The sequence below is a fragment of the Nocardioides sp. ChNu-153 genome (genome assembly GCF_030466625.1).
GTDB lineage: Bacteria > Actinomycetota > Actinomycetes > Propionibacteriales > Nocardioidaceae > Nocardioides.
The window spans coordinates 658886-671749 of the sequence record NZ_JADEVT010000001.1 but is presented as its reverse complement, the minus strand read 5'-3'; the positions used below and the strand labels follow the sequence as shown (position 1 = coordinate 671749).

The 12864-nt window shown below is 71.9% G+C and carries 22 protein-coding genes; 4 read left to right on the top strand and 18 right to left on the bottom strand.

Translation table 11 applies throughout. The annotated features are described in order from the left end of the window. Nucleotides 1-36 precede the first annotated feature (36 nt). The 18 genes from rplR to rpsJ form a co-directional block, all read right to left on the bottom strand. Nucleotides 37-420, bottom strand: coding sequence for a 50S ribosomal protein L18 (gene rplR / locus INN71_RS03450; protein WP_277500979.1), 384 nt, complete (start codon nucleotides 418-420; stop codon nucleotides 37-39). 2 nt (nucleotides 421-422) lie between these two features. Beyond that, complete coding sequence (gene rplF / locus INN71_RS03445) at nucleotides 423-962, bottom strand: 50S ribosomal protein L6 (protein ID WP_277500980.1); 540 nt, start codon at nucleotides 960-962, stop codon at nucleotides 423-425. Between the two features lie 28 nt (nucleotides 963-990). Next, nucleotides 991-1413, bottom strand: coding sequence for a 30S ribosomal protein S8 (rpsH, locus tag INN71_RS03440; RefSeq protein WP_277500981.1), 423 nt, complete (start codon nucleotides 1411-1413; stop codon nucleotides 991-993). 100 nt (nucleotides 1414-1513) lie between these two features. After that, the gene (locus INN71_RS03435) at nucleotides 1514-1699 is read right to left on the bottom strand and encodes a type Z 30S ribosomal protein S14 (RefSeq protein WP_277500983.1); all 186 of its coding nucleotides are present in this window, start codon (nucleotides 1697-1699) and stop codon (nucleotides 1514-1516) included. Between the two features lies 1 nt (nucleotide 1700). Continuing rightward, complete coding sequence (gene rplE / locus INN71_RS03430; RefSeq protein WP_277500984.1) at nucleotides 1701-2273, bottom strand: 50S ribosomal protein L5; 573 nt, start codon at nucleotides 2271-2273, stop codon at nucleotides 1701-1703. A gap of 1 nt (nucleotide 2274) precedes the next feature. Then, nucleotides 2275-2628 (bottom strand): 50S ribosomal protein L24, encoded by a 354-nt coding sequence (gene rplX / locus INN71_RS03425; RefSeq protein ID WP_277500985.1) that lies wholly within the window; start codon nucleotides 2626-2628, stop codon nucleotides 2275-2277. A gap of 2 nt (nucleotides 2629-2630) precedes the next feature. Beyond that, nucleotides 2631-2999: a 50S ribosomal protein L14 gene (gene rplN, locus INN71_RS03420; protein ID WP_011757324.1), complete on the bottom strand. Its 369-nt coding sequence runs from the start codon at nucleotides 2997-2999 to the stop codon at nucleotides 2631-2633. Between the two features lie 92 nt (nucleotides 3000-3091). Next, complete coding sequence (gene rpsQ, locus INN71_RS03415) at nucleotides 3092-3370, bottom strand: 30S ribosomal protein S17 (protein ID WP_277500994.1); 279 nt, start codon at nucleotides 3368-3370, stop codon at nucleotides 3092-3094. Next, nucleotides 3367-3621, bottom strand: coding sequence for a 50S ribosomal protein L29 (gene rpmC / locus INN71_RS03410; RefSeq protein ID WP_277500995.1), 255 nt, complete (start codon nucleotides 3619-3621; stop codon nucleotides 3367-3369). Before rpmC ends, rpsQ begins: the two co-directional genes overlap by 4 nt. Continuing rightward, complete coding sequence (rplP, locus tag INN71_RS03405; protein WP_277500996.1) at nucleotides 3621-4040, bottom strand: 50S ribosomal protein L16; 420 nt, start codon at nucleotides 4038-4040, stop codon at nucleotides 3621-3623. Before rplP ends, rpmC begins: the two co-directional genes overlap by 1 nt. 5 nt (nucleotides 4041-4045) lie before the next feature. Then, entirely contained in the window at nucleotides 4046-4888 is an 843-nt protein-coding gene (gene rpsC, locus INN71_RS03400; protein ID WP_277500997.1) for a 30S ribosomal protein S3, read from the bottom strand. Beyond that, complete coding sequence (gene rplV, locus INN71_RS03395) at nucleotides 4888-5322, bottom strand: 50S ribosomal protein L22 (protein ID WP_301799615.1); 435 nt, start codon at nucleotides 5320-5322, stop codon at nucleotides 4888-4890. The genes rpsC and rplV overlap by 1 nt, the downstream gene beginning before the upstream one ends. Further along, entirely contained in the window at nucleotides 5319-5600 is a 282-nt protein-coding gene (rpsS, locus tag INN71_RS03390) for a 30S ribosomal protein S19 (RefSeq protein ID WP_277500999.1), read from the bottom strand. Before rpsS ends, rplV begins: the two co-directional genes overlap by 4 nt. 15 nt (nucleotides 5601-5615) lie before the next feature. After that, entirely contained in the window at nucleotides 5616-6449 is an 834-nt protein-coding gene (gene rplB, locus INN71_RS03385) for a 50S ribosomal protein L2 (RefSeq protein ID WP_277501000.1), read from the bottom strand. Between the two features lie 31 nt (nucleotides 6450-6480). Then, the gene (gene rplW, locus INN71_RS03380) at nucleotides 6481-6786 is read right to left on the bottom strand and encodes a 50S ribosomal protein L23 (protein ID WP_277501001.1); all 306 of its coding nucleotides are present in this window, start codon (nucleotides 6784-6786) and stop codon (nucleotides 6481-6483) included. Continuing rightward, nucleotides 6783-7406: a 50S ribosomal protein L4 gene (rplD, locus tag INN71_RS03375; protein ID WP_277501002.1), complete on the bottom strand. Its 624-nt coding sequence runs from the start codon at nucleotides 7404-7406 to the stop codon at nucleotides 6783-6785. The genes rplW and rplD overlap by 4 nt, the downstream gene beginning before the upstream one ends. Further along, nucleotides 7403-8062 (bottom strand): 50S ribosomal protein L3, encoded by a 660-nt coding sequence (gene rplC / locus INN71_RS03370; RefSeq protein WP_301799698.1) that lies wholly within the window; start codon nucleotides 8060-8062, stop codon nucleotides 7403-7405. Before rplC ends, rplD begins: the two co-directional genes overlap by 4 nt. 34 nt (nucleotides 8063-8096) lie before the next feature. Further along, complete coding sequence (gene rpsJ, locus INN71_RS03365; protein ID WP_008360994.1) at nucleotides 8097-8405, bottom strand: 30S ribosomal protein S10; 309 nt, start codon at nucleotides 8403-8405, stop codon at nucleotides 8097-8099. 505 nt (nucleotides 8406-8910) lie between these two features. Between rpsJ and INN71_RS03360 the strand changes: the two genes are divergently transcribed. The 4 genes from INN71_RS03360 to INN71_RS03345 are packed head-to-tail and all read left to right on the top strand — an operon-like array spanning nucleotide 8911 to nucleotide 12858. Then, a complete protein-coding gene (locus tag INN71_RS03360; RefSeq protein WP_301799567.1) occupies nucleotides 8911-10002 on the top strand; it encodes a hypothetical protein in 1092 nt (363 codons plus the stop codon). Then, nucleotides 9999-10604 carry a DUF4129 domain-containing protein gene (locus INN71_RS03355; RefSeq protein ID WP_301799566.1) on the top strand — a complete coding sequence of 202 codons (606 nt, stop codon included), beginning with the start codon at nucleotides 9999-10001 and terminating at the stop codon, nucleotides 10602-10604. Before INN71_RS03360 ends, INN71_RS03355 begins: the two co-directional genes overlap by 4 nt. Continuing rightward, on the top strand, nucleotides 10601-11797 hold the full coding sequence (locus tag INN71_RS03350; RefSeq protein ID WP_301799565.1) for a DUF4350 domain-containing protein: 1197 nt from the start codon (nucleotides 10601-10603) through the stop codon (nucleotides 11795-11797). The genes INN71_RS03355 and INN71_RS03350 overlap by 4 nt, the downstream gene beginning before the upstream one ends. Then, entirely contained in the window at nucleotides 11794-12858 is a 1065-nt protein-coding gene (locus INN71_RS03345; RefSeq protein WP_301799564.1) for a MoxR family ATPase, read from the top strand. The genes INN71_RS03350 and INN71_RS03345 overlap by 4 nt, the downstream gene beginning before the upstream one ends. Nucleotides 12859-12864 lie beyond the last annotated feature (6 nt).

The window sequence follows — 12864 nt, the reverse complement described above, 5'->3', positions numbered from 1 at the left end:
AGACTTTCCTCTTCTCTCTCTGGTTCGTCTTCGCGATCAGAAGGTCAGCCCACCCTCGCGGGCACCGTCCGCGAGGGCCGCGACGCGACCGTGGTAGCGGTTGCCGGCGCGGTCGAACACGACCGCGTCGACACCGTTGGACTTCGCGCGCTCGGCGACGAGCTCGCCGACCCGCTTCGCCTTCGCCGTCTTGTCGCCGTCGTGGGAGCGGAGGTCCGCCTCCATCGTCGACGCAGACACGAGGGTCTTGCCGATCACGTCGTCGACCACCTGCACGGAGATGTGCTTGGCGCTGCGCGTGACCACGAGGCGCGGGCGCTCCGCCGTACCGGCGATGCGCTTGCGACCACGGACCTGACGACGCAGGCGGGACTTGACCCGCGCCGCGGTGTGCTTGTTGTTGGCAAGGGAGATGGCCATCGTCACTTACCTGCCTTTCCGACCTTGCGGCGGACCTGCTCGCCCGCGTAGCGGACACCCTTGCCCTTGTAGGGCTCGGGCTTGCGGAGCTTGCGGATCTTCGCCGCGGTCTCGCCGACGAGCTGCTTGTCGATGCCCTGGACACCGAGCTTGGTGGGGCCCTCGACGGTGAACGTGATCCCGGCGGGGGCGTCCACGGTGATCGAGTGGCTGTAGCCGAGCTGGAACTCCAGCTGGGTCGGGCCCTTCGACAGCACGCGGTAGCCGACGCCGACGATCTCGAGCTTCTTCTCGTAGCCGTCGGTCACGCCCGTCACCATGTTGGCGACCAGGGTGCGGGTCAGGCCGTGCAGCGAGCGGCTCTCGCGCTCGTCGTTCGGTCGCCGGACCTCGAGGACACCGTCGTTCCTCTCGATCGTGATCGGCGCCGGCACCGTGTGGGTCAGGGTCCCCTTGGGGCCCTTCACCGTCACGAGGCTGTTGTCGATCGCGACATCCACACCGGACGGGACCGTGATGGGGAGCTTGCCAATGCGCGACATGCTTCTTCTCTCCTCTCTCGGTCTCTCGTCACCAGACGTAGGCGAGGACTTCCCCACCCACGCCCTTCTGGTTGGCCTGGCGGTCGGTCAGCAGTCCCTGGCTCGTCGAGATGATCGCGACGCCCAGGCCACCGAGGACCTTGGGGAGGCTCGTGGACTTCGCGTACACCCGGAGACCGGGCTTGCTGATGCGGCGCACACCGGCGATGGAACGCTCGCGGTTGCGGCCGTACTTCAGCGTGATCGTCAGCGTCTTGCCCACGGCCGCCTCGCCCGTCTTGGGGTCGACGTTGTCCGTCACCTCGAACGAGGTCACGTAGCCCTCCTGACGGAGGATCTCCGCGACGCCCGCCTTGAGCTTGCTGTACGGCATCTCGACGGAGTCGTGGTACGCCTGGTTGGCGTTGCGCAGACGCGTGAGCATGTCTGCGATCGGGTCAGTCATCGTCATGGCCACAAGGCCTTTCTCCACCGTGGTTTCGCACCGCGCACGCGGTGCGACCTACAGCGACTCGTGCTTGATCTGGGAATGGCAGGTCAGGTTGAGCAGGTCACCAGCTGGACTTGGTCACGCCGGGCAGCTCGCCCCGGTGCGACATCTCGCGCAGGCAGATGCGGCACAGACCGAACTTGCGGTAGACCGCGCGGGGCCGGCCGCAGCGCTGGCAGCGGGTGTAGCCGCGGACCGCGAACTTGGGCTTGCGGGCGGCCTTGACCTTCAGCGACGTCTTCGCCATGTCAGTTCTCCTTGAAGGGGAAGCCGAGCTGCTTCAGCAGCGCGCGGCCCTGCTCGTCGGTCGTGGCGGTGGTCACGACGGTGATGTCCATGCCACGCGAGCGGTCGACCTTGTCCTGGTCGATCTCGTGGAACATGACCTGCTCCGTGAGACCGAACGTGTAGTTGCCACGGCCGTCGAACTGCTTCGGCGAGAGCCCGCGGAAGTCGCGGATGCGGGGCAGGGCCAGGGAGAGCAGGCGGTCCAGGAACTCCCACATGCGGTCGCCGCGCAGCGTGACGTGCGCGCCGATCGGCATGCCCTCGCGCAGCTTGAACTGGGCGATGGACTTGCGGGCCTTGGTCACCTGCGGCTTCTGGCCGGTGATCGCGGTGAGGTCGCGGATGGCGCCCTCGATCAGCTTCGAGTCGCGAGCGGCCTCGCCGACGCCCATGTTGACCACGATCTTGGTCAGGCCGGGCACCTGCATGACGTTCGCGATGTCGAACTCGCTCTTCAGCGCGGGGAGGATCTCCTCGCGGTAGCGCGCCTTGAGGCGCGGGATCGCCGGGGCGGCGATGGTGGTCTCGGTCATCTCAGATCTCCTCGCCGGTGGTGCGCGAGACGCGCACGCCGCGCTCGACGGAGTACTCCGAGCCGTCGGCCCGGCGCTTGGTCCCCTCGACGCGCTTGAAGCCGACACGGGTCACGCCGTCGCCCTCGACCAGCATCACGTTGGACACGTGGATCGGGGCCTCGGTCGTGATGATGCCGCCCGTCGCGTCGCCGCCCTGCGGCGCCGCCTTGGTGTGCTTCTTCACGCGGTTGACACCCTCGACGATCACCCGCTGCTCCTCGCGGAGCACGCCGATGACCTTGCCCTGGGCGCCCTTGTCCTTGCCGGCGATCACCTTGACGGTGTCACCCTTCTTGATCTTGAGCTTCGCCATGGTCAGAGCACCTCCGGCGCGAGCGAGATGATCTTCATGAACTTCTTCTCGCGCAGCTCACGGCCGACGGGCCCGAAGATGCGGGTGCCCCGGGGCTCCCCGTCGTTCTTCAGGATCACCGCGGCGTTCTCGTCGAAGCGGATGTACGAGCCGTCGGGCCGGCGGCGCTCCTTGACGGTGCGCACGACGACGGCCTTGACGACGTCACCCTTCTTCACGTTGCCACCGGGGATCGCGTCCTTCACGGTGGCGACGATGACGTCGCCGATACCGGCGTAGCGGCGACCCGAACCACCGAGAACGCGGATGCAGAGGATCTCCTTCGCACCCGTGTTGTCGGCGACCTTCAGTCGCGACTCCTGCTGGATCATCTTCTCTCCTGGTCGTCGGACCGGTTCTCCCGCCCGCGGTGGGGCGGGAGCCTGGCCGAACTAATGGGTTGAACTCGCCGTGGGGCGAGAGGTCACTTCGCCTTCTCGAGGATCTCGACGACGCGCCAGCGCTTGGTGGCGGACAGCGGTCGCGTCTCCATGATCAGGACACGGTCGCCGGTGCCACAGGCGTTGGGCTCGTCGTGCGCCTTGAGCTTGCTCGTGCGGCGCAGCACCTTGCCGTACAGGGCGTGCTTCACGCGGTCCTCGACGGCGACGACGACGGTCTTGTCCATCTTGTCGCTGACGACGATGCCCTCGCGAACCTTGCGGGCGCCGCGCTGGGCGGTCTCCTGGGTCTCGGTGCTCATGCGGCGCCGTCCTTCGTCATGTCGTCGGAGCCCGGCGTGCTGCGGATGCCGAGCTCGCGCTCGCGCAGCACCGTGTAGATGCGGGCGATGTCCTTCTTCACCGTGCGCAGACGGCTGTTGTTCTCGAGCTGGCCGGTGGCCGCCTGGAACCGGAGGTTGAACAGCTCCTCCTTCGCCTCGCGCAACTTCTCCGCGAGGTCGACGCCGTCGACCTCGTCGAGCTCGTACGCCTTGCTGACCTTCTGGGACATCAGAATTCACCTGCCTCGCGGGAGACGAAGCGGCACTTCATGGGGAGCTTGTGGATCGCGCGGCGCATGGCCTCGCGAGCAACGTCCTCGGAAACACCGGAGAGTTCGAACATGACACGGCCGGCCTTGACGTTGGCGACCCACCACTCGGGCGAGCCCTTGCCGGAACCCATGCGGGTCTCGGCCGGCTTCTTGGTGAGCGGACGGTCCGGGTAGATGTTGATCCAGACCTTTCCGCCACGCTTGATGTAGCGGGTCATCGCGATACGCGCCGACTCGATCTGACGGTTGGTCACGTAGTGCGACTCGACCGCCTGGATACCGAAGTCGCCGAAGTTGAGCGACGTGCCGCCCTTGGCGGCACCGGTCCGCTTGGGGTGGTGCTGCTTGCGGTGCTTGACGCGACGGGGCATCAGCATGGGGATCAGCCCTCCGTGGCTGCCGGAGCGGCAGCGGTCTCGGCGGCGGCGGAGGCCGGGGCCTCGGTCGCCGTACCCTCGGCGGACGCGCCCTCGCGACCCGAACGGGTCGGACGGTCGGCACGCGAGCCACGGCTCGGGCGCTCCCCGCCACGCGTCGGGCGGCCACCACGACCCGGCGCACCGGCCCGGGCGGCAGCCTGGGCCTCGCGCTCGGCGCGGGTGCCCGCGACCTCGCCCTTGTAGATCCAGACCTTCACGCCGATGCGGCCGAAGGTCGTGCGGGCCTCGTAGAAGCCGTAGTCGATGTCGGCACGCAGCGTGTGCAGCGGGACGCGGCCCTCGCGGTAGAACTCGGTGCGCGACATCTCGGCGCCGTTGAGGCGGCCGGAGCACTGGATCCGGATGCCCTTGGCACCGGAGCGCATCGAGGTCTGGATGGCCTTCTTCATCGCGCGACGGAACTGCACGCGGCCGCTGAGCTGCTCGGCGACGCCCTGGGCGACCAGCTGCGCGTCGACCTCGGGGTTCTTGACCTCGAGGATGTTCAGCTGCACCTGCTTGCCCGTGAGCTTCTCGAGCTCGCCACGGATGCGGTCGGCCTCGGCGCCGCGGCGACCGATGACGATGCCCGGGCGCGCGGTGTGGATGTCGACGCGGACGCGGTCACGCGTGCGCTCGATCTCCACCTTCGCGATGCCGGCCCGCTCCATGCCCTTGCTGAGCAGCTTGCGGATCGCGACGTCCTCGCCGACGTACGACTTGTAGAGCTTGTCGGCGTACCAACGGCTCTTGTGGTCGGTCGAGATGCCGAGGCGGAAGCCGTTCGGGTTGATCTTCTGACCCATCAGGCAGACCGTCCCTTCTTCTTCGTGCCGGCGGCGACCGCGTCAGCGGGCTGGACGGCGATCGTGATGTGGCTCGTGCGCTTGTTGATCCGCGTGGCGCGGCCCTGGGCGCGGGGGCGCCACCGCTTCATCGTGGGGCCCTCGTCGACCGTCGCGACCGAGACGACCAGGTCGGCGGCCTTGAGGCCCTCGACGGTCTCGGCGTTCGCGACGGCGGAGTTGAGGACCTTCGCGACGGTCTCGGCGGCGGCCTGCGGCGCGAAGGCCAGCAGGGCCTGCGACTCCGCGACCGACCGGCCGCGGACCAGGTCCACGATCCGGCGTGCCTTGAGCGGCGTGATGCGGACGTAGCGGGCGCTGGCGAAGGCACCCGGGGCGTCGCCGAGCAGCGACGTGCGGCGGGCGCTGGTGCGCTGACGCTCGGTGGTGCTCATCGGCGACGTCCCTTCCGGTCTTCCTTCACGTGCCCGCGGTAGGTGCGGGTCGGGGCGAACTCGCCCAGCTTGTGGCCGACCATCGAGTCGGTCACGAACACGGGGACGTGCTTGCGCCCGTCGTGCACGGCGATCGTGTGACCGATCATGTCCGGCACGATCATGGAGCGGCGCGACCACGTCTTGATGACGTTGTGGGTGCCCTTCTCGTTCTCCGCGTCCACCTTCTTGGCGAGGTGGTCGTCGATGAAGGGGCCCTTCTTCAGGCTGCGAGGCATCTCGTTACTTCCCTATCAGCGCTTCTTGCCGGACTTGCGACGACGGATGATCTGGGCGTCGCTGGCCTTGCGCTTGCGCGTGCGGCCCTCGGGCTTGCCCCACGGCGAGACCGGGTGGCGACCACCGGAGGTCTTGCCCTCACCACCACCGTGCGGGTGGTCGACCGGGTTCATGACGACACCACGGACGGTCGGGCGCTTGCCCTTCCAGCGCATGCGGCCGGCCTTGCCCCAGTTGATGTTCGACTGCTCGGCGTTGCCGACCTCACCGACGGTGGCGCGGCAGCGCACGTCGACGAAGCGCATCTCGCCCGAGGGCAGGCGCAGCGTGGCGCGCGAGCCCTCCTTGGCGACCAGCTGGGCGCTGTTGCCCGCGGAGCGGGCGATCTTCGCGCCGCCGCCGGGCCGCAGCTCGATGCAGTGGATCGTCGTGCCGACCGGGATGTTGCGCAGCGGCAGGTTGTTGCCGGTCTTGATGTCGGAGCCGGGGCCCGACTCGACCGGGGTGCCCTGCAGCAGGCCCTTGGGCGCCACGATGTAGCGCTTCTCGCCGTCGGCGTAGTGCAGCAGCGCGATGCGCGCCGTGCGGTTCGGGTCGTACTCGATGTGCGCGACCTTGGCCGGCACGCCGTCCTTGTCGTAGCGACGGAAGTCGATGACGCGGTAGGCGCGCTTGTGACCGCCACCCTGGTGCCGGGTGGTGATCCGGCCCTGGTTGTTGCGGCCGCCCTTCTTGGGCAGCGGACGCGTCAGCGACTTCTCGGGCGTGGTGCGCGTGATCTCGACGAAGTCGGCGACCGACGAGCCGCGGCGTCCGGGCGTGGTCGGCTTGTACTTGCGGATTGCCATGAGTCAGGAGTCCTTGTCTCGGGAAGCCCGGTCAGCCGACCGGACCTCCGAAGATGTCGATGGAGTCGCCCTCGGCGAGGCTGACGATCGCGCGCTTGGTGTCCTTGCGCTTGCCCATGCCGAAGCGGGTGCGACGCGTCTTGCCCGCCCGGTTGAGCGTGTTGACCGAGGTGACCTTGACACCGAACACCTTCTGGACCGCGATCTTGATCTCGGTCTTGTTGGCGTCGGGGTGCACGAGGAACGTGTACTTGTTCGCGTCGAGCAGGCCGTAGCTCTTCTCGGAGACCACGGGCGCGAGCAGGATGTCCCGCGGGTCCTTGTTCAGGGCGCTCACTTCGCGTCCTCCTTCTGGCCGGCGATCCGCGCGACGAACGCGTCGTACGCCGTGGTCGTGAAGACGACCTCGTCGGAGACGAGCACGTCGTAGGTGTTCAGCTGGTCCTGGGCGACGATGTGCACCGACGGCAGGTTGCGCAGCGAGAGCCACGTGGGCGTGTCGTCCCGCTCGACCACGACGAGGAACCGCGTGCGGTCCGAGATCGAGGCCAGGGCGGCCTTCGCGGCCTTGGTCGAGGGCACGCCGGTCTCGAGGAAGGCCTCGACGACGTGCACCCGGCCGTTGGCGGCCCGGTCCGACAGGGCACCGCGCAGGGCGGCGGCCTTCATCTTCTTGGGCGTGCGCTGCTCGTAGCTGCGCGGCTGCGGGCCGTGCACCGTGCCGCCGCCGACGAACTGCGGGGCGCGGGTCGAGCCCTGGCGCGCGCGGCCGGTGCCCTTCTGCTTGTAGGGCTTGCGGCCACCACCGCGGACCTCGCCGCGGGTCTTGGTGGCGTGCGTGCCCTGGCGGGCCGCGGCCTGCTGCGCCACCACGACCTGGTGGATCAGCGGGACGTTCACCTCGACGCCGAAGACCTCGGCGGGGAGGTCCACGGCGACCTTCTTGACGTCGCTCACTTGCCAGCCTCCTGCTTCTTGGCGGCCGAGCGGAGGACGACGAGCCCGCCCTTGGGGCCGGGGACGGCACCCTTGAGCAGCACGAGGCCCTTCTCGGCGTCGACGGCGTGCACCGTCACGTTCTGCGTGGTGACGGTGTCGCCACCCATGCGACCGGACATCCGCGTGCCCTTGAAGACACGGCCGGGCGTGGCGCAGGCGCCGATCGAGCCCGGCTTGCGGTGGTTGCGGTGCGCACCGTGCGAGGCGCCGACGCCGGAGAAGCCGTGGCGCTTCATCGTGCCCGCGAAGCCCTTGCCCTTGCTGGTGCCGGTCACGTCGATCTCCTCGCCCGCGGCGAAGATCTCGGAAGCGTCCAGCTCCTGGCCGACGGAGTACGTCGAGGCGTCGGCGGTGCGGATCTCGACCACGTGGCGGCGCGGCGTGACGCCGGCCTTCGCGAAGTGGCCCGCCTGCGGCTTCGAGACCTTGCGGCCCTCGATCTCGCCGAAGCCGACCTGGATGGCGTTGTAGCCGTCCACGTCGGGGGTGCGGACCGCGGCGACCACGTTGGTCGAGGCGGCGACGACGGTCAGGGGGACGATGCGGTTGTTCTCGTCCCAGGTCTGGGTCATGCCGAGCTTGGTGCCCAGCAGGCCCTTCACGTTGTGTTCGATGGTCATGGCTCTGTTGTCTCCGTCCTGCCCGAACTCAGAGCTTGATCTCGATGTCGACGCCCGCCGGCAGGTCGAGCCGCATGAGCGAGTCCACCGTCTTCGGGGTCGGGTCGATGATGTCGATGAGGCGCTTGTGGGTGCGCATCTCGAAGTGCTCGCGGCTGTCCTTGTACTTGTGGGGCGAGCGGATGACGCAGTAGACGTTCTTCTCCGTCGGCAGCGGCACAGGACCGGCGACCTTCGCGCCCGTACGGGTGACCGTGTCAACGATCTTGCGCGCCGAGGTGTCGATGACCTCGTGGTCGTAGGCCTTGAGCCTGATGCGGATCTTCTGTCCCGCCATAGGTCTCTCTCGTCCTTACTCGTTCGTGCCCGGTGGAGCACCGCGTGCTGTCGTCTCACGACGCTGTCCCGGGTGGGACCTCGCCGCCGTGTCTCCACCACCTGACATCTCCGACCCACGCGGTCGGGCGTGTCGCGGGCTCCTCGCACAGCAGTGCGCGGGGCGCGACAGGACCGGGGTCCTGCGATGTCGTTGGCGGCGCCCGACCGGTTCGTCGGGCTGATCGGGTCTCCAGGTGCGGCGCGGCGACCACGCCGAGCACCGAACGCAGGCCGGGCCTGAGCCCGACGGGAGACGCGATTCAGTGTTCAAGGTGGAGCCACGCCCCGGCGACCCGCCGGAGCAACCGGGCTATCTTGGCAGAAGGTCGGGCAGGCGTCCAAATCGGGTCCCGCGCGCCGGGCGCGGTGGTCGGCCGGTGCGCCGCCTGCTCCCCCGGTAGCATGCCGCACGACCGCGGGGGCGGCCGGTCGGCGGCTCCCCCACCTGAGCGACGGGGGCCCCATTGAGCGGCACGACTCCCCCGCCCGGCGCTGCCCGCGCCCCCGAGGCGCCGCGCTCGCCGTACGCCGCCGCGCTGGCGGGGATGGGCGTCGCGCCCGCCACCACGCCGGCCGGCTCGCGCCCGGCAGCGGCCCGCGTCCCCCTCGCCAGCCAGCCCGGGGGCGTGCCCCTGCGTCCGATGAGCACCGGGGACGTCCTCGACACCGCGCTGCGCGTCCTGCGCACCGCCCCCGGTGCCACGCTGGGCGCCGCCCTCGTCGTGGCCGCGGTGACGCTCGTCGTCCCCGTGCTCGTCGTCGGGGGGCTGACCACCGTGGCGGGGGCGGCCGTCGGCGACGGTCTCGGGGACGGCTCCGCGGAGTCGGTCTCCCGCCTGCTCGGCTCCGGCACGGTCCTCGTCGTCGGGCAGGTCGTCTCCCTCGTCGGCTCCGCCTACCTGGCGGGCATCCTCGCCCACGTGGTGCACGCCGCCGCGGTGGGCGAGCTCATCACCCTCGACGAGGCGTGGCGGCGGCTGCGGGGCCGGCGCTGGGCGCTGCTGGGCCTGACCGTCCTCATCGCCGTCGGCTACGCGCTGCTGGTCGGTGGCTACCTGCTGTCGGTCGTGCTGCTCGCCGGGACCGGGTCGGTGGGCCTCACGGTCCTCTACTGCCTGCTCACGGGTCCGCTCCTGCTCCTCCTGCTGCTCTGGACGGGGGTCCGCCTCACCGGGCTGGCCCTCGTGGTCGTGGCCCTCGAGCGCACGGGGGTCGGCCGCGGGCTCGGCCGGGCGCTCGCCCTGACGCGCCGCTCGTTCTGGCGCGTGCTGGGCACGTGGCTCCTCGCCGGGCTCGTCTCCTTCGTGGCCACCCTGCTGCTCTCCGCACCCTTCACCATCGGCGCGGAGGTCGCGCCGTCGGCGGCCGGCGAGGCGGGCGAGTGGATCGCCGTGGGCCTCACCGCGCTGGGCTCGGTGGCCGTGGGGGCGCTCGTGACGCCGTACCTGGCCGCGGTGGTGGCGGTGCAGTACCTCGACCTGCGCATCCGCGGCGAGGGGTACGACGTCACGCTGTGGACGCAGGCCGACGAGGGGCACACGGGGGGACGCCGGTGAGGATCCTGGCCGACCCGCCGCTCGACCCCGCCCCCGGTGAGGCCCGGGACGCGCTGCGCCGCGAGCTGCTCCGCCCGGAGTACAACGACAGCGACCTCGTGCAGCGCATCGTCGACCGCCTCCGGCGCTGGCTCGACGACGGTGTCAGCACCACCGCCGAGTCCCCGCCCCTGCAGACCTTCGCCACCCTGCTCGTCGCCGTGCTCCTCGTCCTCGCGCTCGCGTGGCTGCTGACCCGGCTGCGCGGCTCGGCCCGGGTGCGCCGCGCCGGGGCGGTGCTCGGCGAGCGGGGGGTCGGCGCCGCCGAGCTGCGGGCCCGCGCCGAGGCGGCCCTGGCCGCCGGCCGCCACGAGGACGCGGTGCTCGACGCCTTCCGCGCGCTCGCCGTCCGTGCCGTCGAGCGGGGCCGCATCGCGGACGTGCCCGGGGCCACCGCGGGCGAGGTCGCCCGGGCCCTCGTCGACGCCTCGCCCGACCGCGCCGCCGGCGTGCCCGCGGCCGCGCGGCTCTTCGACGACGTGCTGTACGGCGACCGCCCCGCGACCGCCGACCAGGCCCGCTCCGTGCTCGCGCTCGACGACACCCTGGCGGGCGCCCGGTGAGCGCCCCCGTGCACCCCCTCCCACCGGCAGCGCCCGCCGCCGGTGGGAGCGGCGGCCCGGGACCCGGTCGGCGCCGGTCGCTGCGCACCGCCCTCGTCGTGGGCCTCGCCCTCCTCGCGCTGATCGTCACGGCCGTGGCGCTCGGGCGGGGTCAGCCGACGTACTCCGGTCGTCTCGACCCCGACGACGCGACGCCCACCGGCGGGCGGGCGCTGGCCCGCGTGCTGGCCGACCAGGGCGTCGACGTCGTCGTCGCCCGCGACGCCGACGCCCTGGCGGACGCCGACGTCGACGACGCCACCACCGTCCTGGTCAGCGACCCCGCCGCGCTCGGCGAGCGCGGCGCCCGCGACCTGGTCGACGCCACGGCCCCGGGCCGGCTCGTCGTCGCCGACCCGGGCCCGGGCGCCGTCGACCTGCTCGGCCTCGACGTCGACCCCCGGTGGGCCGGCGAGGCCGAGGACCTGGCCGCCGACTGCGACCGGGCCGCCGCCGAGGACCTCGAGGCGGACCTCGACGGCCTGGAGATCGCCGTCGACTCCGCCCTCGCCCTCGAGGACGCCGACGGCTGCTTCCCCACCGCGGACGGCGTCCTGCTGGCCGTCGAGGAGGGCGTCGTGCTCCTCGGCGCCGACGACCTGCTCACCAACGACCAGGTGCTCCGCGCCGACAACGCCGCCGTCGCGCTGCGCCTCCTGGGCGCCTCCGACCGGCTCGTCTGGTACGTGCCCGACCCCGACGACCTCGTCGGCGACCAGGGCGTGGGCCTCGGCGCCGCGCTCCCCCGCTGGGTGGTGCCCGCGGGCTGGCTGCTCGTCGCCGTCGTCGTCGCCCTCGCCTGGTGGCGCGGCCGGCGGTTCGGCGCCCTCGCGGTCGAGCCCCTGCCCGTCACCGTGCGGGCCATCGAGACCACCGAGGGCCGCGGCCGGCTCTACCGCGGGGCGCGCGACCGCCAGCACGCCGCGCACGCCCTCCGCTCCGCGACGCGCGAGCGGCTGGCCGCCCAGCTGGGGGCGTCCCGCCGCACCGACCCGCACGCGCTCGTCGTCGAGGTCGCCGCCCGCAGCGGCCGCGACGTCGGGGCCGTCGGCGCCCTGCTGCACCCGTCGGCCCCCGTGCCGGACGACGACGCCGGCCTCGTCGCCTTCGCCAACCTGCTGACCGACCTGGAGAAAGAGGTACGCCGCACATGAGCGAGACGCCCCCGCCCCCGCCCCTGTCGCTGGGCAAGGAGGGCCAGCCGCACGCCGGAGCCCACGCCGCCCCGGCCGGCACCGCCCCGGCCGGCGCTGCCCACGACGCCGACGCCCGGGCGCGCGAGCGGCTGGCCGCGGTGCGCCGCGAGGTGGCCAAGACGGTCGTGGGCCAGGACGCCGCGGTCTCCGGGCTGCTCGTCGCGCTGCTGTGCGGCGGGCACGTGCTCATGGAGGGCGTGCCCGGCGTCGCCAAGACGCTCCTCGTGCGCTCGCTCGCCGGCGCGCTGTCGGTCGACACCCGCCGCGTGCAGTTCACCCCGGACCTGATGCCCGGCGACATCACCGGCTCCATGGTCGTCGAGGGCGGCGGCGGCGAGCTGGTGTTCCGGGAGGGCCCGGTCTTCACCCACCTGCTCCTCGCGGACGAGGTCAACCGCACGCCCCCGAAGACGCAGTCGGCGCTGCTGGAGGCCATGGAGGAGGGCCAGGTCTCGGTCGACGGCACGACCCGCCAGCTGCCCCGCCCCTTCCTGGTGGCCGCGACGCAGAACCCCGTGGAGTACGAGGGCACCTACCCGCTCCCCGAGGCGCAGCTCGACCGGTTCCTCCTCAAGGTGGTGCTGCCCGTGCCGGAGCGCGCCGCCGAGCTCGAGGTCCTCCGGCGCCACGCGGCGGGCTTCGACCCGCGCGACGTCGCCTCCGCCGGCATCACCGCGGTCGCCGGGGCCGACGACGTGCTCGCCGGCCAGGCCGCCGTGCGCCGGGTGCAGGTCGCCGAGGAGGTGCTCGGCTACGTCGTCGACATCGCCCGCGCCACCCGCGAGTCGCCGTCGCTGGAGCTGGGCGTCAGCCCCCGCGGCGCCACCGCCCTGCTGCGCACGTCCCGGGCCTGGGCGTGGCTGCAGGGCCGCGACTACGTCACCCCCGACGACGTCAAGGCGCTGGCGCACGCGACGCTGGCCCACCGCCTCACCCTGCGGCCGGAGGCCGAGCTCGAGGGCGTCCAGGTCGGGCAGGTGCTCGCCAGCGCGCTGGCGAGCGTCCCCGTCCCCCGCTGAGGCCGG